Raw genomic sequence first — 23,159 nt, forward strand, 5'->3', positions numbered from 1 at the left:
GACTTGTAGCCGTGTTCTGGCTAAAAGAAGATTAAACCTCCATGTCGTCCAGCAGGGTCTTGAGCCGGTCCCGCTCCTCGGCGGAGAGGGGGGACTCCTTCAAAAAGGCGGCCACCAGGTCCCCGGCGGAGCCCCGGTATACCCGTGTGAGAAAACTCTGCCGCTCCTGGGCCTGACAGGTCTCCCGGTCCAGGGCGGCCCGGTAGGTGTGGGGATAGTTTTCCTTGCCGATGGTCACCAGCCCCTTTTTCTCCATCCGGGTGAGGTAAGTGAGCACCGTGTTTCGGCTCCAGCCGGTGGCGGGGCGGAGGGCCTCCACCACCTCCCCCAGACTGGCGCCGCCGCTGTCCCACAATGCGGTGAGGACCTGCCACTCGCTGTCGCTGAGTCGGGGCATAAAAACACCTCCTACAAGTGTAGCATCTCTACCAAGATACTACACCTGTAGGAGGCATCTGTCAAGGGCTTCTCACACCAGACCATTGACGGCGGCCACCCGGGCGTTGAGGGCGTCCAGGTCGGGGAGGTCCACCGGGTCATTGGTGAGGCCGTAGCTCTGCTTCAGGGTGAGAATGCGCTGGACGCTCTGGTCCAGCCGGTCCACAGTGATGCGGCCGGCGTCCACGGCGTCCAGGAGGGCGGTGTAGACCTCCTCCACGCTGCCCGCCTCGTGGCAGACCAGCAGCACGTCGCACCCGGCCTCCACGGCCAGCACGGCGGCCTCCCCCAGACCGTAGTTCTGGGTGATGGCCCCCATAGTGAGGTCGTCGGTAAAAACCACCCCGTCAAAGCCCAGCTCCTCCCGGAGAAGACCGGTGACCACCTCGTGGGACAGTGTGGCGGGCCGGTCCGGGTCGATCTGGGTCATGAGGATGTGGGCCACCATGACGGCGGGAGCGCCGGCGTCGATGGCGGCCTGGAAGGGGAGAAGCTCCATCTCCAGCAGCTCCTCACGGGTCTTGTCCACCACCGGCAGGCCCACGTGGGAGTCGGTATCGGTGTCCCCGTGGCCGGGGAAGTGTTTTATAACCGGGATGGTGCCGCTCTCCTCCATGGCGGTGAGACAGGCGAGCCCGCGCTGGGTGACGGTTTCGGCGTCGGAGCCGAGGGCACGCTTGCCGATGACGGTGTTGTTGGGGTTGGACCAGATGTCCAGGGAGGGGGCGAAGTCGGTGTTGAGGCCGAAGGCGGCGCACTCCGCCCCCAGGGTGGAGCCGAAGGCCGCCGGGTCGGACACGTCGTAGGCGTTGGGCAGCCGCTGGACCTCCAGGGGCATCCGCTCCACCATACCCCCCTCCTGGTCGGTGGAGAGGAAGAGGGGGACACCGCCGCCCGCCAGGGCCTTCAGACCGTTGGTGAGGTCGGTGAGCTGCTGGGCGCTCTCCACGTTCCGGCCATAGAGGATGAGCCCGCCCACGTGGCAGTCCTGGATGTAGGACCGGGCCTCCTCACCGGCTTCCGTCTCGTAGAAGCCGGCAATGAGGAGCTGGCCCACCTTCTCCTCGGTGGTCATGGTGGAGAGGGCCGCCTCCACCGGGTCTGGGGTGGGGGTCGGCGTGGGTGTGGGCGTTGCGCTGGGCGTGGGGGGCGGCGTGGGAGACGGAGAGGCCGATGAAGTGGGGGCGGCCTGGCATCCGGCGACAAAAAGGAATACAATAAGCAATAATGCGGCGGTAAAATGCCGTTTTGTCATCGCTTTTTCTTTCCTTTCCCCGGCTTGGGAGGCCGGTAGCCGGGCTTGGAGGAGGGCTTGCGGCCTCTGCCGCCCCTGCCCTTGGGCGGCCGCCCGGCCTCCTTCACGGGCTTGGCGGGCCGGGCCGGCTGGGGAGCGGGGATCACCCCGGGCAGGGTGAAGTCGATCTGGCCGGAGCCGGGGTTGGCGGCGGCGCAGAGGACCTCCAGGGGCATGCCGAAGGTGTAGGTGAACTTGGTCCGGGCGCCGGTGAGGGTCATGCGGACCTCGTCGTACTCGTAGCGGTCGTCGGGGAGGGCGGTGACGGGGAGGAGGCCCTCCACGCCGTTGGGGAGGCCCACAAAGAGGCCGAACTTGGTGACGCCGGTGACGGAGCCCTGGAAGGTATCCCCCACGTGGGCGGTCATGAACTCAGCCATATAGCACTTCTCGATGTCCCGTTCGGCGGTCATGGCGTGGATCTCCCGGTCGGAGGACTGCTTGGCGGCCCGGTCGGCGGCGGCGGTGAGTTTTCCCTTCTTCTGCTCCAGGGAGCCGTCCAGCAGAGCGGTGAGGATGCGGTGGACCATGAGGTCGGGGTAGCGGCGGATGGGGGAGGTGAAGTGGCAGTAGTACTTGGCCGCCAGGCCGAAGTGGCCCAGGTTCTCGGTGTCGTACCGGGCCTTCATGAGGCTGCGGAGGACCATGGTGTGGACGGCGGGGGCCTGGGGAGTGCCCTTCACAGCCTCCAGCACCTTTTGGAGGCTGCCGTTGTCGGCCTGCTTCAGGTCGATGCCCAGAGGGGCCAGCATGGCCTTCAGGTTGGTCACCTTGTCCTCGGAGGGCTTTTCGTGGACCCGGTAGACGGCGGGGAGGCCCGCCTTCTTGAGGTGCTCGGCCACACACTCGTTGGCAGCCAGCATGAAGGACTCGATGAGCTTTTCCGACTCCCCAGTCTCCCGCACCCGGATGTCCACCGGAGCGCCGCTCTCGTCGCAGACGATATAGCACTCCTGACTCTCCAGGTCCAGGGCGCCCCGGGCCCGGCGGCTCTTCTCCAGAACCTTGGCCAGCCCCGCCATGTCCCGGAGCATGGGCAGGATGTGGGCGCAGCGCTCTGCCAGGGCGGGGTCCTGGTCCTTGAGGAGGATGTTGCAGTCGTCATAGGTCATCCGCTCGGTGGAGCGGAGGACGGTCTTGACGATCTTGTGGTCCAGTACCTGGCCGTGGGCGTCCATGGTCATGATGCAGGAGAGGGCCAGCCGGTCCACGTGGGGGTTGAGGGAGCAGATGCCGTTGGAGAGCTCCTCGGGCAGCATGGGGACCACCTGGTCGGCGAAGTACACCGAGGTGGCCCGGTGGAAGGCCTCCAGGTCCAGGGGGGAGTTTTCGGTCACGTAGTGGGACACGTCGGCGATGTGGACCCCCAGGACCCAGTGTCCCTCCTGGTCCTTCTCCAGGTTCACGGCGTCGTCAAAGTCCTTGGAGGAGGCGCCGTCGATGGTGATGATGGTCTTGTCCCGCAGGTCCAGCCGACCGACGCAGGCGGCGGGGTCCACCTCCTGGGGCGCCAGCTGGGCGGCGGCGGCCACCGGGGCGGGGAAGTCCCGGTCGATGCCGTGCTCGTAGAGGAGGGCGGCCACGGCGGCCTGACGGGTGCCCTCCTTGCCGAAGGCGAGCTTGAAGGTGCCCGTGGGGGGCAGCTTGGCGCTGCCGTAGCTGGTGACGGCCACGGCGATCTTGTCCCCCGCCTTCAGCTTGGCGGCGGAGCGGCCCACCACCTTCACGGCGTTGGGATAGCGGTCGCTGGTGGGCTGGAGCCACACCTCCCGGCCCCGGCGCTCCACGGCGCCCACCAGGGTGCGGTTGGTCCGCTCCACCACGGCGGTGATTTTGGCGATCTGCCGCTGGGGGTCTTTGGGGTCGGCACTGGTCTGGGCGGTGACCTTGTCCCCTGTCCAGGCGCCGCCGTCGCAGCGGGGCGGCACAAAGAGGTCGGACTCCCGGCCCACCGCGCCCTCCGGCGTAAAGAAGCCGAACCCACGGGCGGTGGCCTGATAGGTTCCCTGTAAGTTCATGAAAAAAGATTCTCCTTTGTAATTCTGATGTCTGTTGCGCCGACGGAAAGGGTGCTTTCCTCCATAGTATATCACCAATTTGCCCGCCTGCAACGAAAAAAGGACGCGCCCAAAAGGGCACGTCCTTTTTTTGGTCCATTTTCGTCCGATTTGCTCAGGCGGCGGCCCCGTCGGGCAGCAGGCAGAGCACCAGAGTCAAGATCATGAAGCCGATGGCCACCCACTTGGTCCAGCGGGCCAGCTTGGCGTCCCAGCTCTTGGCCTTGTTCTTGGAGAGGAAGGTGTCGGCGCCGCCGGCGATGGCGCCGGAGAGGCCGGCACTCTTACCGGACTGAGCCAGCACCACGAAGGTGAGGAACAGAGCGGCCAGCACCTGGACGATGGTGAGGACTAACTTGAGCGTACCCATGAAAGCATCGTTCCTTTCAAGCCCCGGAGGGCGTGGTCAGCGTGAAATGGGCGCAATGCACCCGAACAGTAATCATTATGATAACACACTTTTCATGGGAATGCAAGTCCAAGTTTTGCGGGCGTGGGGAGCGGTTCAGCCGTTCCCCCGGACCACAGTCCGGGCGCCGAAGTAGGTGGCCAGGAAGTAGGCGCCGTAGATGACCAGGAGGAGGACGGCGGTGACCAGGGAGCTTTGGACGGAGTCCACCCTGCCCACCGAGGCGATGACGGCGTTGGCCGCCGTCATGCCCACGATGGAGTGAACCACCGCCAGGGCCAGGGGCAGGAAGAAGGAGAGAAAGACCTGGGTGAAGAGGGCCTTGCTGCGCATGTTCTCCGGGGCGCCCAGCCGAGCGAGGATGGCGTACCGGGGCTGGTTGTCGGCGGCCTGGGAGAGCTGCTGGAGGGCCAGCACGGCAGCGGCGGTGACCAGGAACACCAGGCCCAGGTAGAGGCCCATGAAGAGGACCAGGATCTTGGTGCCCATGTTCTCCAGATAGATCTGGAGTTTGGTGGTGGTGTTGTAGGAGCCCGTATCGTAGAAGTCGGGGGAGTCCAGGGCGGCAGTGAGGGCGGCCTCGGCGGCCTGGGGGTCCCCGGCGTAGTTGCCCACGAAGATCTGCCGCCGGACGGAGAGGGTGGATGCCATGGCGTCGTCCACCACCAGATAGACCCCCACGCCGGAGAAGCCGGTGACCAGGGCCTCCGTCCGCAGCTGGGGCAGCTCGGCCTCCGTGAGGCCGGACTTTCCCTGGAGGGCCATGAGGGCGTTGTAGTCGGTGAGGGAGAGAACGGTGTCGGAGGAGCCCTGACCGGGGACGGAGAGGTCGGGGTCGTTGTAGTAGAAGTTGCAGAACCAGGCGTCCTTCAGCTGGGTATCAGGGTCGAAACCGTTCTCCGCGAGAAGGGCGGGAATGTCGGTGGGAGAGACGTCCCCGCTGTAATTCTGGATGGTGAAGTCGTAGGGGGCGGAGGCGTCCGTCATGGCGCCAATGGTGTTGTTGAGGCCCACGCAACAGGCGGTGACGCCGATGGCCAGCAGGAGCAGCAGGCAGATCACCGTCATGGACACATAGGTGGTGTGGATGCGGCTGTTGAACTGCCGCAGGACGAACATGTTGAGGTCCTTGTAGTAGAGCTTTTTGTGGCCCTTCACCAGCCGCAGCAGGAAGCCGGAGAGAGAGCGGAAGAAGAGGAGGGTCCCCAGGGTGCCCAGGGCAAGCATGAGGAAGAAGAGGGAGTCGATGCGGTTGATGCCCCGGATGAGCAGCATGGCGTAGGCGATGAGCAGCAGCACCACCCCCAGGAGGAAGGTGAGCACGCTCCGCCACAGGGGGCGTTCCCGCATCTCCTCGTTTTTCCGTCCTCCCTGGATGAGGTCGATAAGTTTGGCCCGGGAGACGGAGAGGCCGGTGAAGCCCATGACCACCAGGAAGATGACACCGAAGTAGAGGACGGTCTTGACGATGGCCTTCCAGGAGAGGATGAAGCCGAAGGACTCATCGGTGGGGTAGGAGGCGAACATGGCCATGGTGAGGAGGGCCAGGCCGTGGGAGAGGAGGACGCCCAACAGCAGGCCGGCGGCCAGGGACAGTAGGCCGATGAGCAGGGTCTCCAGCACCAGCAGCAGTGAGACCTTCCCCGTGGGCAGGCCCAGCAGGAAGTAGGTGGCCAGCTCCCGTTTCCGCCGCTTCATGAGAAAAGTGTTGGCGTAGAGGATGAGGCAGGCCAGCACCACAGACACGAAGACGGAGAACACGTCCATGAAGATGAGAATGGTGTCCACGATGTAGTGGGACGAGCGGGAGAGCATCTGCATGCACCACTGGCTCTCCAGGGAGTTGAAGATGTAGAAGATGCACACGCCGAAGGTGAGGGTGAGGAAGTAGACGGCGTAGTCCTTCAGGCTCCGGGTGACGTTGCGGAGCGCCAGCTTACAGAACATCGGCGCTGTCACCTCCCAGCAGGCTCACCACGCCCAGGATCTGGGCAAAAAAGGCCTTCCGGTCCAGGTCCCCCCGGCGGAGCTCCCGGTAGAGAACGCCGTCCTTGATGAAGAGGATGCGCCGGCACCAGGAGGCGGTGAAGGCGTCGTGGGTGACCATGAGGATAGTGGTCCCCTCCTCCTGGTTGAGGGCGGAGAGCTGCCGCAGCAGCTGCCCCGCCGACTTGGAGTCCAGAGCGCCGGTGGGCTCGTCAGCCAGCACCAGGGCGGGCCGGGTCAGGATGGCCCGGGCGGCGGCCACCCGCTGCTGCTCGCCGCCGGACATCTGGTAGGGGTATTTGTCCAGCACCCCCTCCAGGCCCAGCAATTCGGCGGCCTCCCGCACCCGGCGCTCAATGGCCTTGGGGGCGGTGCCCAGGATGGTGAGGGCCAGGGCCATGTTCTCAAAGCCGGTGAGGGTGTCCAGTAGGTTGCAGTCCTGAAAAATGAAGCCCAACCGTTCCCGGCGGAACCGGGAGAGGGCCTTGCCCTTCAGGGCGGTGAGGTCGGTGCCGTCCACGGTGATGGTGCCGCCGGTGGGCCGGTCGATGGTGGAGATGCAGTTCAAGAGGGTGGTTTTGCCGGAGCCGGAGGCCCCCATGATGCCGGTGAACTCCCCCTCCTCCACCGTAAAGCTCAGGTCACTCAGAGCCTGGGTACGGCTGCCCTTGGCGCCGTAAACCTTTTGCAGGTGGGATACAGTCAGTATGGGTTCCATAGAAAAGACGACCTCCTTCGTGATGCTTTCATGCTATCACGAAGGAGGTAAGGGTCTCTTGAGAAGGAGTGAAGAAAAGATAAAGTTTTTCTGACAGGATTTAGGAGACCTCCACGTCCTCCGGCGGGGTGAGGGTGTAGCTGTCCTCCACATAGCCCACCGCGTCGGTAGCAGAGGTTCCCGGGCCCGCTCCCACCGGATCTGGGCGCCCACGGCAGTGAGGTAATCCGCCAGAACTTCACGCGCCACAGAACACGCCCCCTTCCAGGACACCACGGACCCCGTCGGCGTAGGTCTGCCACTGCTCTGCCTGTTCCGCCAGGGCCCCCCGGCCCGTGGGAGTGATGGCGTAGTACCGCCGCACCCGGCCGCCAACCTCCCCGTCCCTGGAGGTGACGTAGCCCTGGGCCTCTAAGGTGTGAAGGAGCGGGTAGAGGGTCCCCGCCTTCAGGTCAAAGACGTGGTTGGACCGCTCCCGCAGGGCGGTGATCATCTGGTAGCCGTACATCTCCTGCCGGGAGAGGAGGGAGAGGAGCAGCATCCCTGTGCCCCCTGGAATATTCTTTTCTCGTGCCATGGCAAGACCTCCTGATAGATAGATTATCTATCTATTATTATATCGACAATCTATCTATTGTCAAGAGGGAGAGAAAAGGCCGAAGGCCGCGGGCATTGCCCGCGGCCTTCGGCCTCTAGAAAGGTGGGAAACAGAATGCTCAGCCCGCCACAGAGAGGGTGGGCAGGGTCACAGAGCTGGGATAGTCGCCGCCCAGGTGGATGGTCTGGTTGGCGATCTTGGTCTCGGTCTGCTCGGCCCAGTTGCCCACGGTGTTGGTGTGGCTGGTGAACTCGGGGAAGTCAGAGGAGGAGATGTCGATGCGGATGCGGTTGCCGGCGGAGACGGTCCACACGATGGGCAGGGACTCGATCTTCATCTCCACCACCTCGCCGGGGACGTAGTCGTACACAGCGGGGGCGTAGCGGTCGTTGCGGTAGGCCAGGGTCAGCAGGCCGTTGCGGATGTTGTGGGCCACGCCGTTGGCATCCACCTCACTGATGGTGTAGGTGAAGGCGGTGTCCTCCACGTCAGTGCTGACGAAGAGATCGGCCACCAGATTGCCGGCCAGGGTGGTGTCCTGGGCTACGGGGTCGCTGACGAAGCTGATCACGTCGTCCCGGTAGCCGGCGGGGGAGAGCTCGTTGCTGCCCCGGAGATTGCCGGTGGTGAGCAGGCACTCGCCGCCCTCGGTGAGCTTGGGATCGGTGGGATCGTAGACGTAGCTGATGGTGTCGGCCTCGGCGGCGGGCTCGCTGGAGAGGAGGTAGGCGGTGCCGTTGGACTCGGTGGGCTCGGTGGTCAGGTAGTAGGTGAGCGCACCGTCGCTCTCCATTGGGAAGGAGTCCAGGTGGACCCACTCGTCGTCGCCCACCACGTAGGCGTCCACGCCGGTGGCGGGAGCGGTGTCATTGACCATGATGCTGTAGAACCAGTTGAAGGTGTCGGTGTTCACATCGTAGGTGTAGTTCTCGCCGCCCTTCCAGGACGTGGCGAAGCCGAAGCTGTGGTTCCAGGGACCCAGGACCATGTGGCTCTGGGCGCGGGTCTCCTCACTGAGCATGTTCCAGGCCTCGATGGTGCCCTCGTAGTGGTGGTCGTAGTAGCCGCCGAAAATGGCCACGGGCACGTCGATCTCAGGGATGGCGTTCTTCAGATCGCCCCAGCAGCCCTCATCCCAGTAGGGGGCGGTGAAGTCGGGGTGGTTGATCCAGTCGTCGTAGCCTTCCACGTTGCCGCCCCACAGGTCGTCGTCGGCCTTGATGCCGGGCAGGTACTGGGCGGACTCCAGATAGTAGTCGTAGTCGTAGACGTCGGTGCAGTTCTGCATGGTCCAGGCGATGATGTTGTCGGCCGCCACCAGGCCGGAGTGGCTCACGGAGAGGTTCCGGAGCACGCCGTAGCACTGGGCGTGGAGAGCCTTGACCTTCTCAGGCAGGGCGTCGCCCACGATCCAGGTGGTGAGGGCCAGGTAGGAATGGCCGTGTATGCCGATGCTCTCCACCCAATCCTGGTCGTTGAGCCAGTTCAGGCTGGTGATGCCGTCGGCCCGCTCGTCCACGTTGGCCACGTACTCGCCCTCAGAGCCGCCCTTGCCGCGGCAGTACTGGTAAACGTAGGCGAAGCCGCGGCTGGCGTATTCCTCGCCCAGGGCGTCCTTGGTGGCCTCCTGCTGGGGGTAGGGCCCGCGGGTGAAGGCGGTGGGCCAGGGACCCTCGCCCACAGGCTTATAGACGATGGTGCGCAGCTTCACGCCGTCGTCCATGGGCACCATGACCTCATAGCGCTCGTACTCATAGGACTGCTTCACGCCGTAGTCGTTGGCGCGGATGTCGTTCCGGGTGCCGGCCATAGCGTCGGCGGCAGCGGTGGCGCTATCGCCGTCCACGGTCACCACCGTGTCGGCGTACTTGGACAGGAAATCGGGGTCGATGTAGATGCGGTCATCCTGGAGCAGGATGGGGGCCTCCACGGCGCCCTCCACATAGCTCACGTCGGCGGTGCCGGCCATGGGCTGGAGCTGGATGGACCAGATGCCGTTGGACAGGGTGGCGGTGAGGGTGGTCTGGTCCCAGGCCACGGAGAGGCCCAGGTCCTCGGCGATGGAGCGCAGGGGGACGTACTGGGTGCCGTCCTGGGTGAGGACGGGGTAGCTGGGGGCGGCGGCGGGCTCCGCCTCGGCGCCCAGGGCCGGAACGGCCAGGGACACGGAGAGGGCGCCTGCCAGCAGGGCGGACAGGAGCTGCTTTTTCATCATTTCATGGACCTCCTAGCACGATGTTTCCTCAAAGTGGGGAAAAAAACGGCGCGCAGCCGCAGGGCCGCGCGCCGCCCCACCGAAAGAACGGTGTAATGTGTTGGGGAGAATGGGAAACGTATATTTGGAACGGAGATCAGATCTCCATGTCCAGCAGATAGGAGCTCAGACCCTTGCCGTGCATGTCCACGGACAGGGAGCGGGTGACGCCGCCGCCCAGAGCGGCATACATCACGAAGTTGAGGGCGTGGATATTGGGCAGCTCATAGCGGACCACTTCACCCTTGACCATGCCCTTGAAGTGCTCCTTCACCTTCTCGGCGGTGACCTTCTCCTTGAGGAGCTCAAAGTCCTTGGGGTCATAGGCGATGAGGGAGATGTTGGAGATGTTGCCCTTGTCGCCGGTACGGGAGTGCGCGATATCCCAGAGTTTCATAGCTCTATGCTTCCTTTCTAACGAAATCAGACTTCAAAGATCTCGACCGCGGGCTTGACGTCGTAGCGGCTGACCAGGATGGAGGCCACGGAGACGATGTCGCGGGTGCGCTTCACAGCGCCGCAGCCGCCGGCGGGGCCGTTGGTGTAGAGGGCCTCGACCTCGTTGCCGATGATGTCGGCCTCGGCCTTGGTCTTGGCGCGGCCGGCCACACGGACGCGGACCTCGCTGGGCTCCTCGTTGTACTTGTAGTCGGGATTCCAGTAGAGGCTGTTGCAGCCGATGAGGTCGAACTTGAGCTCGTCGAAGGTTTTGGGAGCCACCAGGGCCAGACGCTCCTTGATGATGTCGATGGCCAGCTTGCCGCGGGCCACGCAGCCGGGGCCGCCGTAGCTGATCTCGCCATCGCCGATGAAGCAGTCGCGGTAGCCGATGGAGCACTTGAAGGTCTCGGTCTTGGACTTGCCGGTGGCGCCCTCCACCTGGACCTTATCCTTCTCCACCTCGGTAAACTTGACCTGCTTGAAGTTGGCCACCACGTCGGGGGTCAGGTAGTTCTCGGGATCGTGGATCTCGTAGACGATCTGCTCAGAGCAGGTCTCCACGGTGACCTTGCCGCCGGCCTCGGGGACCTTGGTGACGAAGAAGGAGCCGTCCTCGGAGATCTCCACAATGGGGAAGCCCAGGTGGCCCACGCCGGGCACGTCCTTCTTGCCGGGTTCGGCGAAGTAGCCGCCGGTGACCTGGCCGCCGCACTCCAGCAGGTGGCCCATCATGGTACCCTTGCCCAGCTTGTCCCAGTCCTCCAGGGACCAGCCGAACTCGTGGATGGCGGGGGCCATGAAGATGGCGGGGTCGGCCACACGGCCGGTGATGACCACGTCGGCGCCCTGATCCAGGGCCTTCAGGATGCCCTCCACGCCCATGTAGGCGTTGGCGGAGACGATCTCGCCGGGCAGCTTGGACAGGGGCTCGTGGGTCTCCCACACCTCGGTGTCCTTGTACTTGTCGATGACGGGCAGCAGGTCATCGCCGGTGACGCACGCGATCTTCATGCCGGTGAGGCCGTGCTTGCGGGCGATCTCCACGCACTTCTGAGCGGCGGCCTGGGGGTTGGCGGAGCCCATGTTGGTGATGAGCTTGACCTTGTGCTTCCAGCACAGGGGCAGGGCCTTCTCCATGCGGTGCTCCAGCAGGCCGTTGTAGCCCTTGGTGGGGTCCTTCAGCTTGGCCTGCTGGCCGATGGCGATGGTGCGCTCGGCCAGGCATTCGTAGCTGATGTAGTCCAGGTTGCCCTTTTCAATGAGTTCCAGGGAGGGCTCCAGGCGGTCGCCGGCATAGCCGGCGCCGCTGCCGATACGGATGGTTTTCATGGCATTAGCTTCCTTTCCAACGATTCAGAATGGATGTTACGACAGGATCAGATGGCGATACCGCCGGTGATAATGGCCACCACGACCATGATCAGGGAGACCAGCCAAGCCAGAGGAATGGTCTTCTTCTGGTGCTCGCCCAGGTCCACGCCGGCCAGGCCCACCAGCAGGAAGGTGGAGGCGGTCAGGGGGGAGACGGGGAAGCCGGTGGTCATCTGGCCCAGGATGGCGGCGCGGCCCGCATCGGCGCCCACGATGCCGAAGCCCTGAGCGGTCTCGGCCAGCACGGGCAGCACGCCGTAGTAGAAGGAGTCGGGGTCAAAGAGCAGGGAGGCAGGCATGCTGATGATACCGATGACCAGGGGGAAGAACTGGCCCAGAGAGTTGGGGATGACGGAGACCAGAGCGTTGGACATCTCGGAGATCATGCCGGTGCCCTGCATGATGCCGGTGAAGCAGCCGGCGGCGAAGAGGACGGAGCACATCATCAGGCACTCCTTGGCGTGGGCATCCACGCGGGCCTTGGACTCCTTGACGCTGGGGTAGTTGATGACGGTGGCCAGTACATAGAAGACCATGAAGACCACGGCGGGAGCAAAGCCGGAGAAGAGCAGGGAGACGATGGCGGCGACGATGAGAATGATGTTCACGATGAAGAGGTGGGGACGCAGGAGGGCCTTCTGCTCGTCGGTGAGCTCGGCCTCGGTGTGGCCCACGGACTGCAGGGCCACGTTGCCGATGCGCTTCTTCTCACGGCTGCCCAGGAAGGCGGCGATGACCAGCACGCACACCAGACCGACCAGGACGGCGGGCAGGACAGGCATGAAGAACTCAGTAACGGTGGCCTCAGTGCCCTCCATGGTGGCGAGGGCGGTGTGGGCACGGATGGTGGGGCCGCCCCAGGGCAGGATGTTCATGGTGCCGGCGGAGAGAGCCACGATGGTGGCCAGGGTGGTGTGGCGCATGCCCAGCGCGTCATACAGGGGGAGCAGGGCGGGGACGCAGATCAGGAAGGTGACAGCGCCGGAGCCGTCCAGGTGGACAATGGCGGCCAGGATGGCGGTGCCGATGCCGATCTTCACGGGATCGGTGCCCACCATGTTCAGGATGCCCTTGATGATGGGGCGGAAGGTGCCGGCGTCGGTGAGGATGCCGAAGAACAGGATGGAGAAGATGAACATGACGCCGGTGGCGGCAACGGAACCGATGCCCTTGGAACCGGTGATCATGCCGCCCAGGCTCTTGAAGTTGGCCACGAAGTCCACCACACCGGCGGTGCCTTCGGGAGCCCCTTCAGGGACGACAGAAATGAAGGCGCAGGCGATGATGCCGGTGACCACAGGGACCGCGATCAGCGCCACCAGCGGCGAGGCCTTCTTGGTCATGATCAGGACGAGCATGACAATGACCGTGATGAAACCGAGTGCTGCTAACATGGATTTACCTCCTCTTTCTTTTCGGGCCGCAGCCCGTTTCAGAGATGCAATCCTCTCTTTTTGATTGCACTTGTTTAAAAAGCAAGCGCTGTGCCAAAACCGGTTACAAGTGCAAAAAAGTCCGGAAACCCTTGGAATAAAAGGGCTCCGGACTTTTCCAGAAAGAGGTGGAAAAGAGAGAAAAAATTCTAAAATTCTGGAAATGGATCCGGTGGAATTGGTAGGACCAAAACGCCAAACGCAGGTTTCAAGCGGGTGTTCCAGGATTTTAGAAGCAGATTCTAAGATCCTGGAACTCTGGTCAGGAGGGGGAGGAGCCCAGCTTGTTGTAGAGGCTGGACAGAGAGATGCCCAGCTCGGCGGCGGCCTTTTTCTTGCCCTCCAGGGAGGAGCCGTATTTCTCCAGGGCCTTGCGGATCTCCCGCTGTTCAAAGGCACGGACCCGCTGGGCCAGGGTGGTGTCGGCGGGGGATTCCTGCTTGGGCCGGCCCAGATCGCCGGGGAGGGCGTCGGCGGTGATGATGCCGGAGGGGGTGAGGTAGGCGGAGAACTCCAGCACGTTCCGGAGCTCCCGGACGTTGCCGGGCCAGTCGTGGGAGCGGAGGCGCTCGGCGGCGTCCTCGGTGAGGGTAAAGGGCCGGCGGAGCTTGTGGGAGAGCTCGTTGAGGATGGAGTTGGCCAGGGGGGAGATGTCGGCGGGCCGCTCCCGGAGGGGCGGGATGTGGAGGGGAAAGGTGCTCAGACGGTAATAGAGGTCCTTTCGGAACTTGCCGTCCCGCACATACTGGGGCAGGTCGGCGTTGCAGGCGGCGATGACCCGCATGTCCACGTCGATCTCCTTGAGCCCGCCCACGGGGCGGACCCGGTGCTCCTGGAGGACCCGGAGGAACTTGGCCTGGAGGCCGATGTCCATCTCGGAGATCTCGTCCAGGAAGAGGGTGCCGCCGGCGGCGGCCTCAAAGAGGCCCAGCTTGCCGCCCTTTTTGGCGCCGGTGAAGGCCCCCTCGGCGTAGCCGAAGAGCTCGGACTCCAGCAGGTCGGCGTTGAAGTTGGAGCAGTTGATGGCCACGAAGACCCCATCCCGGCGGGGGCTGGCGTTGTGGATGGCCTGGGCGTAGAGCTCCTTGCCGGTACCGCTCTCCGACTCCAGCAGAACGGTGGCGTCGGTGGCGGCGATCTTTTCGGCCAGGGCCTTCACCGCCGCCACCGGGGGGGAGACTGCCACGATGTCGTCGAAGGTGTAGCGGGCGCCGTTGGCCTTGTTCAGGCGGCGGAGGACCCGCTGGCTCTTGGCCTCCATGGCGTCCAGCTCCTGGCGGGTGCGGTAGGCGTCCTCCAGGAAGGTGACCACCGAGATACCGCCGATGAGGGCGCTGTTTTCGTAAATGGGGTACATGTTGACGAAGTAAAAGTCCTGGATCTCCTGGCGGGTGATGTGGAGGTGGGGCTTGCCGGTCTCCAGCACCTCGGGGAGCCGGGCGCCGGGGCGCAGGTCCCGGAGGCGATAGCCCTCGATGGGGCCGATGTCGCCGCCGGCCTCCTTATTGAGGAAATCCCGGTAGGCCCGGTTGCCGAAGACGATGATCCCGTTGGTATCAATGATGGTAATGCCCTCGCTCATGGCATCGAAGGCGGCGCGGGCGGCGGCGTTGAGCTCCATGGAATACACCCTTCCTGTCAAAGACAGCCGCGGCTGCGGCTGAGCACCTAGATTATAGCCTTCCGACAGCGGGAACGCAAGAGGCGGGGCGGGCGGAGCCGGAAGAAAGCCCCGGGCCTTGATTTTCAAGGCTTGCGGCTTTGTCCCGGAGGCATTATAATGGTCCCTGAGAGAACGATCCTCCGACGGAGGAAAGAAAAGGAAGGACGGTGGAGCAGCCACATGGATACCATGATCATCGGCATCGCCGGCGGGACTGGCTCCGGCAAGACCACGCTGACGGAAAAGCTCAAGGCGGAGTTCGGGGAGGACGTGAGCGTCCTCTACCACGACAACTACTACAAATCTCACAGCGAGATGCCCTATGAGGAGCGGACCAAGCTCAACTACGACCACCCCGACGCCTTCGACACCGATCTGATGATCCGGGACATCCAGGCCCTCCGCCGGGGGGAGACGGTGCACTGTCCCGTCTACGACTACACCATCCACGACCGCTCCGGGGAGACGGTGGAGGTGCGTCCCACCAAGGTCATCATCGTGGAGGGCATCCTCATCTTTGAGAACCAGGCCCTCCGGGATCTGATGGACATCAAGATCTTCGTGGACACCGACGCCGACGTGCGCATCCTGCGGCGGATCATGCGGGACGTGAAGAAGCGGGGCCGGAGCCTGGACTCGGTGGTCAAGCAGTACCTCACCACCGTCAAGCCCATGCACGAGCAGTTTGTGGAGCCCTCCAAGCGGTATGCCGACATCGTGGTGCTGGAGGGCGGCCACAACCTGGTGGCCCTGGATATGATCATCGGCCGCATCCGGGCCCACGTGGCCGGCTGAAAAAGCAGAGAGTCCCCGCGCCCGGCGCGGGGACTTTTTCTGACATGATATGGGAACTTTTCCCCTCCCACCTGCGTCAAAGGAAAAAGCTGCGCCGCTTTCTCCATTTCTGCGGCATACTATCCCCGAGACTATTGAATCGAACTGAGGTGTTTGCGCTTGGTTTTCTCCAGCCTGCTCTTTCTCTTCACCTACCTGCCCATTGTGCTTTTGATCTACTACCTCTCGCCTCTGAAGTGGCGCAATGGCGTGCTGCTGATCTTCAACCTGATCTTCTACGGCTGGGGTGAGCCGGTCTATATCGTCATCATGTTTGCCTCCATCGCCATCGACTACACCCACGGTATGTTGGTGGACAAGTGCAAGAAGAAGGGAAATGACCGGGGAGCCCGGATGGCGGTGGCCTCGTCGGTGATCTTCAACCTGGCCCTGCTGTTCTTCTTCAAGTACTGGGACTTCCTGGCCGGCAGCCTGTCCGCCCTGGGGCTCCACTTCATGCCCATCCTGGGGGTGAGTCTCCCCATCGGCATCTCCTTCTACACCTTCCAGACCATGAGCTACACCATCGACGTCTACCGGGGGGACGCCAAAGTCCAGCGGAACATCGTCAGCTTCGGCACCTTCGTTACCCTTTTTCCCCAGCTCATCGCCGGGCCCATCATCAAGTACAAGGACCTGGGGGAGCAGCTGGACCACCGGGACCACACCGCCGAGCGCTTTGCCAGCGGCGTGGAGATCTTCGTCATCGGCCTGGCCAAAAAAGTGCTCCTGGCCAATAATCTGGGTATGCTCTGGGACGCCTACAAGGCCCTCCCCACCTCTGAGCTCACCGTCCTGGGGGCCTGGCTGGGGGTGGTGGCCTTCTCCCTCCAGCTCTACTTCGACTTCTCCGGCTACTCCGACATGGCCATCGGCCTGGGCCGGATGCTGGGCTTCGAGTTTCTGAAGAACTTCGACTACCCCTATATCTCCCGCTCCATCACCGAGTTCTGGCGGCGGTGGCACATCTCCCTGGGCTCCTGGTTCCGGGAGTACGTCTATATCCCCATGGGGGGCAACCGGGTCTCCCGGGGCCGGCTGTGCTTCAACCTGCTGGTGGTGTGGGGCCTCACCGGCATCTGGCACGGGGCCAGCTGGAACTTCCTCCTCTGGGGCCTCTACTTTGGTGTCCTCCTCATGGTGGAAAAGCTGTGGCTCAAGAAGTGGATCGACCGCTGGCCCAGAGTGCTCCAGCATATCTACACCCTCTTCCTGGTGCTGGTGAGCTGGGCCATCTTCGCCGTGGAGGATTTTGGCCAGCTGGGCGGCTACCTCTCCGCCATGTTCGGCCTGAACGGCGGCGGCCTGGCCGACGGCGCCTTCGGCTACTACCTGGGCTCCTACGGCCCCTCCCTCCTGGCCGCCTGCGTGGCCTCCACCCCCCTGATGGCCTCCCTGTGGCGGCGGCTCCCCAGGCGGGCCGGGCAGGTCCTCCTGCCGGTGGTCCTGCTGGCAGGGCTCCTCCTCTGCACCGCCTACCTGGTGGACGCCACCTACAACCCCTTCCTCTATTTCCGCTTCTAAAGGAGGCCCGGACATGTCAAAACGCTACGCTTTTTTCCTCACCATCCTGTTCTGCGGCTTCCTGGCCGTCTTTTTCGCCGCCAACCTCATCTCCCCGGACCGGGACTTCTCCCAGGATGAGAACCGCTACCTGACCCAGAAGCCCAGCCTGAAGGCCAAGGACTTTGTCCTGAAACTCCCCCTGGACGAGAGCGGCGACTTCTTCACGGGCAAGTTCATGTCCGATTTTGAGAGCTACCTCACCGACCAGTTCGTCTTCCGGGACGAGTGGATCGCCGCCAAGGCCATGGCCGAGCGCCTGGCGGGCAAGGGGGAGAACAATGGGGTCTACCTCTGCGACAAGGACACCCTCATCCCCCGGTTCGACCGGCCCGACCCTACCAAGGTGACCAATAATCTGGATTATGTGAACAAACTGGTGGAAAATGTGGATGTGCCGGTGTACTTCTCCCTCATCCCCGGCAAGGTGTCGGTGTGGGCGGACCGGCTGCCGGAGGGAGCCCCCAATGCCAGCGAGGGGGACATTCTGACCCAGGCCCAGACCACCACCCAGGCCCACTGGGTGGACATCGCCTCCGCCCTGGAGGCCCATAAGGACGAGGACATCTACTACCGGCTGGACCACCACTGGACCAGCCTGGGGGCCTACTACGGCTATGCCGCCCTCATGGAGGCCATGGGGCTGGAGGTCACCCCCCTGAGCGACTATGAGAAGACCACCGTCTCCACCGATTTCAAGGGCACCACCTACTCCAGCTCCGGCGTCCGGTGGATGGCCCCCGATTCCATCGACATCTATGTGCCCGAGGAGGGCGTCACTGTCACCGCCTGGAACGGCACCCAGCCCGAGGCCGGGGTCCTCTACGACTGGAGCAAGCTGGAGGTCAAGGACAAGTACTCCTTCTTCCTGGGGGGCAACAAGCCCCTGGCGGTGGTGAAGGGCCAGAATACGGCCGGCCCCAGGCTGCTGGTCATCCGGGACTCCTACTCGGACAGCCTGGCTCCCTTCCTGACGGCGGACTTCTCCGAGGTCCACCTCTTCGATCCCCGGTACAACAAGACCCCGGTGAGCCAGTATGTGGCCGAGAATGGCATCGACCAGGTGCTGGTCCTGTACAGCGTCTCCAATTTTGTCAGCGATGGCAACCTCTTCATCCTGAGTAAATAACAGAAGAAAACCCAAAAGACCTTCCGGGCATAGAATGGCCCGGGAGGTCTTTTGCATGCGTGATGATACTTATTGCTGCCCCTGGTGCTGGGCCGTGGGCCCCACCGGCCCAACGGGTCCGACAGGGGCGACAGGCGCCACCGGGGCGCTCCATATAGGAAAGGTAATCGTCTGTAAAAATGCGGTTTCTTGTCAAACCGCCTCATTATGGGTATTGAGCGCAATCAACTCTGTGATCCGGCGCAGCTCGTCGGCAAAGCGGAACACAATGCTGATATTGCCGCCCTCATACACCTTGATATGATCCACCAGCTCAATGAGAATGTCCCGTGTCAGCTTGTCGATATTCCGGTACTGACGGAACGCAGCCAAGAACGGGTTTTCGGCATCCACGCCATTTTTCAGCTCCGCCTGTTCTGCCCGGAGGGTCTGCAGCACTTCCTCCAGAGCCTGGGCCTGCTGCTCGTAGTCCTCTTTCATGTGGCGGTAGTCCGAGTGGCTGACTTCGCCGTCTTTCCAGTCCTGATAGATCGATTGCTTGTAACGGGAGATTTTCGATAGCTCCCGTTCTTTTTGTTCGATGGCATCCATCCGCTTTTTGGACTGGCTTTTCACCAGCGGGGCCCGGTTGATCCGTTCAATGATCTCGGTGTAGTTCACCGCCAGATAGACCTGCTGCTGAATGGCGTAGAGGACAGCGGCCTCCAGACGGTCATGCTTGACGGTATGCTTGGTGCAGGCTGTTTTGGATTGGTCTTTATAAGTACGGCAGTAGTAGTACACCACGCTGCCCACCTTGCTCCGGCTCATAGCCTTGCCGCAGTCAGCACATTTCAGAAAGCCGCTGAACAGATACAGCTCCTTCTGCTGGGGACCTGTGCGGGTGTCCCGGTTCAAAAGACGCTGCACCTTTTCAAAGGTGTCCCGGTCAATAATCGCCTCATGCGTGTTTTCCACGATGTACCATTCCTCTTTGGGAACCACTTCCTGAATATGTACCTTGTAGCTTTTCATGCGGTAGCGTCCCTGCACCATATCCCCGCAGTACATACGGTTCTTCAAAATGGTACTTACAGACGTTGCACACCACAAAGGACGTTTTGCGGGATCAATGCTGGGGTTTTGGTATTTCAGCCCCAGACGTTCCCGCTTGTAGGCGGCGGGGCAGAGAACCCCGTGCTCGTTGAGAGAGTGGACAATGGCGTTTTTACTCATGCCGTCCAGGAACATGGAGAAAATCTCCCGGACAACAGCGGCCGCCTCCTCGTCCACTACCAAGGCATTTTTGTCGTTTGGATCTTTGATATAGCCATAGACCGCGAAGGAGCCGATGTGCTCCCCGTTGCGGCGTTTCATATCAAATACCTCCCGCACCTTGTCAGAGGTTTCCGCACAATGGTTTTCATTGAGCACCCCCTGGATGGGAACCGCGATGCTCCGCATAGTTTGTGGCTCTTTATAGCTGTCCAGGGGCTGATGAAATAGAGAAATAAAACGGACATTGTACCGGGGGAACCAGTCATCCAGATAATAGCCCTGATCGCTGTAATTACGGAAAGAACGGGCCAGGTCTTTGACAATCACGCAGTTCACGCGTCCCCGTTTGATGTCAGCCAACATCCGCTGGAAGTCATCGCGCTCGTCATCCGTTGTGCCGGAAATGCCGTCATCTACATATTCGTCTACAATCATGTACTCATCGCCGTCGTGAAACCCGGCGATATGATCCTCAATGATTGCGCGCTGATTGGTGACGCTTTCGGACTCGTCTAAGCACCGAGCGTCCTCTTTGGATAAGCGGATATAGATGGCAATTCTCCATACTCGAATCTGCGATTTTACTGTTTCAACAATAGCCCGGCTTTTACGTGCCATGTGCGCCTCCTTGCCTATCGCATTACACCCTGCATCTGTCCCAAAGGCTCACGCCGCCTCCAGACAGAGTGTCCGGAAAGAAATTAAAGCCCTCTTTTTTTTCGCTGAAAGAAGTTGGAAAGGGCATCCTGTAAGGACGGGGCGCTGTCCAGAAACTCCAGCTTGACACCTAAGTCACCCACGCGGAAACAGTAGGGATTTCCCGTTGCTTTTAAGATATAACCAGCCCGAAGCTCCAGGGGGATTCCGGGATCAAGAGCAAGGCTGCTCACATCCACCAATTCATCCTTATTCATTTTCTGAATATCAACGCTTGCCAGCGCCGAGATATTAAGCTGTGAATGGTTCATCAAACATACGCCTCCTTTCCAACATTTTTATGCGCCAATCAACTCGTCTTATGAGAAGGCATTTACAATTTTCAAAGCTTGCCTGAGCATGCAGAACGAAGATGGCTGATTGCATTTTTAGGCGTCCTGGCCGTATTCATACTGGACAGATGGGTGATTTCGTGATATGGTAACATTGCTATTATTTATACAAGGGGTTTTGGAAAACAAACCATATTGCCGGATAAGCAAGGGGCGGTTACCCCATAAAGAGCGCACTTACCCGACATGGGATAAGACATGCGCTCTTATTATTTGGCGATAACGGGCAGACCGCTCTATAATATGTAAAAATATGCTGCAAGGAGGAAACATAGCATGGCTTATCAATTTACAAAGGACTTGGAAACTGGAAACCGTGTCATCGACGCGGAGCACCGTCAGCTAATCGACACTGTAAATTCATTGCTGGACGCTTGTACAAAAGGACAGGGACGCACCCAGCTATTAGATACAGCGCATTTCCTTTTGCATTATACCGAGAAGCACTTTTCCGATGAAGAAGCGATTCAGGTAAAAAATCGTTATCCGGATTATACGCGTCACAAGAAAATTCACGATGATTTCAAAAAATCAGCTGCTGATTTGGTGCGTAAAATTGAAAATGAGGGGCCGACCGTGGCAAATGTGGGCCAGATCAATACCCTACTGGCAGGATGGCTGTTAAAGCATATCAAAGTCGAAGACAAAAAATTAGCAGACTACCTGAAAAGTATTGCATAATACAAGAGGGCGAATACCGTAAATTCGGCCCAATCAAAATTTCAGATGGAGCGGCGGGATAGGTGTTGACTATCCCGCCGCTTATCTGTTGCCCCTGCATATCGCGCACGTTTCTTCCTTCGGTCTGTTTCCTTTTCATACCGCCCCGACCGGGCCTACCGGCCCCACCGGCGCTACTGGCCCTACCGGTGCTACCGGCCCCACCGGACCGGGAGAAGGTGCTACCGGTCCCACCGGCCCTACGGGGGTCACCGGACCAATGGGGCCAACTGGCCCTACCGGAGCCAACGGCCCCACCGGGGCCACGGGAGCCACAGGCGCCACCGGCCCAGCAGGTCCCGCTGACGGTCCGGCAGGGCCTACCGGCGCTACCGGGGCCACGGGGGCTGTGGGGCCAACGGGTCCCACCGGTCCTGCTGGAGCGGTGGGAGCTACGGGAGCTACGGGCCCCACCGGCGCAACAGGGGCAACAGGCCCCGCTGGTGTTGACGGCGCCACCGGCGCCACGGGGGCCACCGGCGCTGCCGGGTCCGGCGGCGGACTGCCCGCCGCGGTGCAGTTTCTGGTACAGCCGGGGGAGTATGCGTCGGGCCAGACCCTGCGGCTCTACCCATACTACCTGGTGGGGGAGGGCATCTCCCTGAGCGGGGACGGCACTACGGTGCTGCTGACGGAGCCTGGGCTGTACAGCCTCTCCTATGTGGTCCAGTGCCGGCCGGAGGAGGACGGTACCGTGGGGGTGCTGCCCTTCCAAGGGGCGGCGGCCCTCACCGAATTTGAGTTCGTGGCGCCGGCCCAGGCTGGCATTTCCCAGAGTGGGTCCGGGACCTACTATGAGTTTTCCCCTTCGATTGCCTACGCTAGGCTTCTCTACCAGGGGTCGGGACCGGCCCAGGTCACCGGCGGTCTCGCGGTGGCCCGCATCTACGACAGCTGAAAAAAGAGGCCGCCCGGCATCTGCCGGACGGCCTCCTTGCGATGGGGGTTAGTTCAGTTTGCCCAGCCGGGCCAGGACGGCGGCGGCCTGCTCCCGTGTCAGGGGGGCCTGGGGCTTGGTGCCGTCAAAGACCCCGGCGGCCACCGCCGCCTCCCAGGCCTCCTTGGCCCAGTCACTGACGGGCTTGGACTCCTGAGCGGCGGCCCGGCGGGCCAGGGCTTCGGTCAGCATGGTGTCAAAGGTGTTCTGATCCATCGTATCCTCCTCTTCTCCCTTCAGCAGGGCCGCTACGTCGGCCCGGAAGGTGTCCATACTCTTGCCGTGCTTGGGGAACCAGTGCATCACGTCGGCGTGGTTGCTGGCGATGTCCAGCTTGCAGCCCTCCTGGTGGTCCACCACCTGGGTCATGGGGTCCAGGGAGAACTGCCGGCACAGCCAGGCGGTCAGCTCCACCGCGTTCCGGTAGACGGCATCAAAATAGGCGGCGTTGGCCTTCACATCGTAGCCCACCATGGTGCCGCCCTGATAGGTGTGGCCTTTGGGCTCCAGGATCTCAAAGGCGATGTGGGTGTTGTTGGCAGACAGTCCGCCGTTCCTGGGACTGCCGGCGTGCCAGGCTCTGTGGTTCCAGGGCAGGGTCTGGATCACGCCCCCCTGGTGGACCAGGGCGTGGACGCAGGCGTCCGCCCCCGGCTGGTCCCAGAGCTTGAGAAAGACGGCCGGGTCGGGCTGGGCTACGCCGGTGGAGTGGACCATGATCCCTTTGGGCACGATGGTCCGGCCCGCCTTGTAGCAGCCGCTCTGGGTGAGAATGTGTTGGGTGAGTTCCATAGAAAACCTCCCCGCGCCTGCGGCGCGCAAATTCGAGGGGAAGGCCGAAAGGCCTCCCCTCATTTCTATGCGGGAAGGGGCCTTTTGTTGTACGTCCTGGGGTCTTGTAGGTTTGTCAAACATATTGGACGGTGAACTCTCGAGGAGAAAGCCAACCCAAAGGTCTCATGGGGAAGTTATTGGAGCGGCGGTTGTGGGCAGCGAGCTGCTTTGCGA

At 62.2% G+C, this 23,159-nt stretch carries 20 protein-coding genes; 5 read left to right on the forward strand and 15 right to left on the reverse strand.

The window, feature by feature from the left end:
- Positions 1-31: 31 nt before the first annotated feature.
- The 12 genes from ACTNBK_RS11020 to ACTNBK_RS11075 form a co-directional block, all read right to left on the reverse strand.
- Positions 32-397 carry a BlaI/MecI/CopY family transcriptional regulator gene (locus ACTNBK_RS11020; protein ID WP_441146083.1) on the reverse strand — a complete coding sequence of 122 codons (366 nt, stop codon included), beginning with the start codon at positions 395-397 and terminating at the stop codon, positions 32-34.
- Between the two features lie 72 nt (positions 398-469).
- Positions 470-1,693 (reverse strand): beta-N-acetylhexosaminidase, encoded by a 1,224-nt coding sequence (gene nagZ, locus ACTNBK_RS11025; protein WP_441146085.1) that lies wholly within the window; start codon positions 1,691-1,693, stop codon positions 470-472.
- Positions 1,690-3,825, reverse strand: coding sequence for a ribonuclease R (gene rnr / locus ACTNBK_RS11030; protein ID WP_441146087.1), 2,136 nt, complete (start codon positions 3,823-3,825; stop codon positions 1,690-1,692). Before rnr ends, nagZ begins: the two co-directional genes overlap by 4 nt.
- Before the next feature lie 79 nt (positions 3,826-3,904).
- Positions 3,905-4,159: a preprotein translocase subunit SecG gene (secG, locus tag ACTNBK_RS11035; protein ID WP_130848233.1), complete on the reverse strand. Its 255-nt coding sequence runs from the start codon at positions 4,157-4,159 to the stop codon at positions 3,905-3,907.
- A 135-nt stretch (positions 4,160-4,294) separates the two neighbouring features.
- Complete coding sequence (locus ACTNBK_RS11040; protein ID WP_441146089.1) at positions 4,295-6,145, reverse strand: FtsX-like permease family protein; 1,851 nt, start codon at positions 6,143-6,145, stop codon at positions 4,295-4,297.
- Positions 6,135-6,902: an ABC transporter ATP-binding protein gene (locus ACTNBK_RS11045; protein ID WP_130848230.1), complete on the reverse strand. Its 768-nt coding sequence runs from the start codon at positions 6,900-6,902 to the stop codon at positions 6,135-6,137. The genes ACTNBK_RS11040 and ACTNBK_RS11045 overlap by 11 nt, the downstream gene beginning before the upstream one ends.
- A 238-nt stretch (positions 6,903-7,140) precedes the next feature.
- Positions 7,141-7,479 carry a PadR family transcriptional regulator gene (locus ACTNBK_RS11050; protein ID WP_441146091.1) on the reverse strand — a complete coding sequence of 113 codons (339 nt, stop codon included), beginning with the start codon at positions 7,477-7,479 and terminating at the stop codon, positions 7,141-7,143.
- 139 nt (positions 7,480-7,618) lie between these two features.
- Entirely contained in the window at positions 7,619-9,715 is a 2,097-nt protein-coding gene (locus tag ACTNBK_RS11055) for a CocE/NonD family hydrolase (protein WP_441146093.1), read from the reverse strand.
- Between the two features lie 136 nt (positions 9,716-9,851).
- On the reverse strand, positions 9,852-10,151 hold the full coding sequence (locus ACTNBK_RS11060; protein WP_227604375.1) for an AtuA-related protein: 300 nt from the start codon (positions 10,149-10,151) through the stop codon (positions 9,852-9,854).
- A 26-nt stretch (positions 10,152-10,177) separates the two neighbouring features.
- The gene (locus ACTNBK_RS11065; protein WP_441146096.1) at positions 10,178-11,524 is read right to left on the reverse strand and encodes an acyclic terpene utilization AtuA family protein; all 1,347 of its coding nucleotides are present in this window, start codon (positions 11,522-11,524) and stop codon (positions 10,178-10,180) included.
- Positions 11,525-11,571: 47 nt separating this feature from the next.
- A complete protein-coding gene (locus ACTNBK_RS11070) occupies positions 11,572-12,960 on the reverse strand; it encodes a CitMHS family transporter (protein ID WP_441146098.1) in 1,389 nt (462 codons plus the stop codon).
- A gap of 301 nt (positions 12,961-13,261) precedes the next feature.
- Entirely contained in the window at positions 13,262-14,620 is a 1,359-nt protein-coding gene (locus tag ACTNBK_RS11075) for a sigma-54 interaction domain-containing protein (RefSeq protein WP_441146100.1), read from the reverse strand.
- A gap of 222 nt (positions 14,621-14,842) precedes the next feature.
- Here ACTNBK_RS11075 and udk point away from each other — a divergent pair, with 222 nt between their 5' ends.
- From udk to ACTNBK_RS11090, 3 genes are all read left to right on the forward strand, one after another.
- Entirely contained in the window at positions 14,843-15,457 is a 615-nt protein-coding gene (gene udk / locus ACTNBK_RS11080; RefSeq protein ID WP_294511917.1) for a uridine kinase, read from the forward strand.
- A 159-nt stretch (positions 15,458-15,616) separates the two neighbouring features.
- Positions 15,617-17,020: an MBOAT family O-acyltransferase gene (locus tag ACTNBK_RS11085; RefSeq protein ID WP_441146102.1), complete on the forward strand. Its 1,404-nt coding sequence runs from the start codon at positions 15,617-15,619 to the stop codon at positions 17,018-17,020.
- Between the two features lie 13 nt (positions 17,021-17,033).
- Positions 17,034-18,188: a DHHW family protein gene (locus ACTNBK_RS11090; RefSeq protein ID WP_441146104.1), complete on the forward strand. Its 1,155-nt coding sequence runs from the start codon at positions 17,034-17,036 to the stop codon at positions 18,186-18,188.
- 192 nt (positions 18,189-18,380) lie between these two features.
- Here the strand turns inward: ACTNBK_RS11090 and ACTNBK_RS11095 are convergent, their stop codons facing one another.
- A complete protein-coding gene (locus tag ACTNBK_RS11095) occupies positions 18,381-20,063 on the reverse strand; it encodes a recombinase family protein (RefSeq protein ID WP_441146106.1) in 1,683 nt (560 codons plus the stop codon).
- Between the two features lie 83 nt (positions 20,064-20,146).
- Complete coding sequence (locus ACTNBK_RS11100) at positions 20,147-20,413, reverse strand: DUF6870 family protein (RefSeq protein ID WP_441146113.1); 267 nt, start codon at positions 20,411-20,413, stop codon at positions 20,147-20,149.
- Between the two features lie 357 nt (positions 20,414-20,770).
- Here ACTNBK_RS11100 and ACTNBK_RS11105 point away from each other — a divergent pair, with 357 nt between their 5' ends.
- A complete protein-coding gene (locus ACTNBK_RS11105) occupies positions 20,771-21,175 on the forward strand; it encodes a bacteriohemerythrin (RefSeq protein WP_441146108.1) in 405 nt (134 codons plus the stop codon).
- A gap of 424 nt (positions 21,176-21,599) precedes the next feature.
- Complete coding sequence (locus ACTNBK_RS11110; RefSeq protein ID WP_441146109.1) at positions 21,600-22,112, forward strand: hypothetical protein; 513 nt, start codon at positions 21,600-21,602, stop codon at positions 22,110-22,112.
- Positions 22,113-22,160: 48 nt separating this feature from the next.
- Here the strand turns inward: ACTNBK_RS11110 and ACTNBK_RS11115 are convergent, their stop codons facing one another.
- Complete coding sequence (locus ACTNBK_RS11115) at positions 22,161-22,943, reverse strand: peptidoglycan recognition protein family protein (RefSeq protein WP_441146111.1); 783 nt, start codon at positions 22,941-22,943, stop codon at positions 22,161-22,163.
- Between the last annotated feature and the right edge of the window lie 216 nt (positions 22,944-23,159).

The organism is Intestinimonas sp. HCP28S3_D6 (genome assembly GCF_052065695.1).
GTDB lineage: Bacteria > Bacillota > Clostridia > Oscillospirales > Oscillospiraceae > Intestinimonas.

What these genes read in the sequence shown, in the direction of transcription:
- ACTNBK_RS11020 (WP_441146083.1), bottom strand. Translation starts at nt 397, where the DNA reads ATGCCCCGACTCAGCGACAGCGAGTGGCAGGTCCTCACCGCATTGTGG.
- nagZ (WP_441146085.1), bottom strand. Translation starts at nt 1,693, where the DNA reads ATGACAAAACGGCATTTTACCGCCGCATTATTGCTTATTGTATTCCTT.
- secG (WP_130848233.1), bottom strand. Translation starts at nt 4,159, where the DNA reads ATGGGTACGCTCAAGTTAGTCCTCACCATCGTCCAGGTGCTGGCCGCT.
- ACTNBK_RS11040 (WP_441146089.1), bottom strand. Translation starts at nt 6,145, where the DNA reads ATGTTCTGTAAGCTGGCGCTCCGCAACGTCACCCGGAGCCTGAAGGAC.
- ACTNBK_RS11045 (WP_130848230.1), bottom strand. Translation starts at nt 6,902, where the DNA reads ATGGAACCCATACTGACTGTATCCCACCTGCAAAAGGTTTACGGCGCC.
- ACTNBK_RS11050 (WP_441146091.1), bottom strand. Translation starts at nt 7,479, where the DNA reads ATGGCACGAGAAAAGAATATTCCAGGGGGCACAGGGATGCTGCTCCTC.
- ACTNBK_RS11055 (WP_441146093.1), bottom strand. Translation starts at nt 9,715, where the DNA reads ATGATGAAAAAGCAGCTCCTGTCCGCCCTGCTGGCAGGCGCCCTCTCC.
- ACTNBK_RS11060 (WP_227604375.1), bottom strand. Translation starts at nt 10,151, where the DNA reads ATGAAACTCTGGGATATCGCGCACTCCCGTACCGGCGACAAGGGCAAC.
- ACTNBK_RS11065 (WP_441146096.1), bottom strand. Translation starts at nt 11,524, where the DNA reads ATGAAAACCATCCGTATCGGCAGCGGCGCCGGCTATGCCGGCGACCGC.
- ACTNBK_RS11070 (WP_441146098.1), bottom strand. Translation starts at nt 12,960, where the DNA reads ATGTTAGCAGCACTCGGTTTCATCACGGTCATTGTCATGCTCGTCCTG.
- ACTNBK_RS11075 (WP_441146100.1), bottom strand. Translation starts at nt 14,620, where the DNA reads ATGGAGCTCAACGCCGCCGCCCGCGCCGCCTTCGATGCCATGAGCGAG.
- udk (WP_294511917.1), top strand. Translation starts at nt 14,843, where the DNA reads ATGGATACCATGATCATCGGCATCGCCGGCGGGACTGGCTCCGGCAAG.
- ACTNBK_RS11090 (WP_441146104.1), top strand. Translation starts at nt 17,034, where the DNA reads ATGTCAAAACGCTACGCTTTTTTCCTCACCATCCTGTTCTGCGGCTTC.
- ACTNBK_RS11095 (WP_441146106.1), bottom strand. Translation starts at nt 20,063, where the DNA reads ATGGCACGTAAAAGCCGGGCTATTGTTGAAACAGTAAAATCGCAGATT.
- ACTNBK_RS11100 (WP_441146113.1), bottom strand. Translation starts at nt 20,413, where the DNA reads ATGAACCATTCACAGCTTAATATCTCGGCGCTGGCAAGCGTTGATATT.
- ACTNBK_RS11105 (WP_441146108.1), top strand. Translation starts at nt 20,771, where the DNA reads ATGGCTTATCAATTTACAAAGGACTTGGAAACTGGAAACCGTGTCATC.
- ACTNBK_RS11115 (WP_441146111.1), bottom strand. Translation starts at nt 22,943, where the DNA reads ATGGAACTCACCCAACACATTCTCACCCAGAGCGGCTGCTACAAGGCG.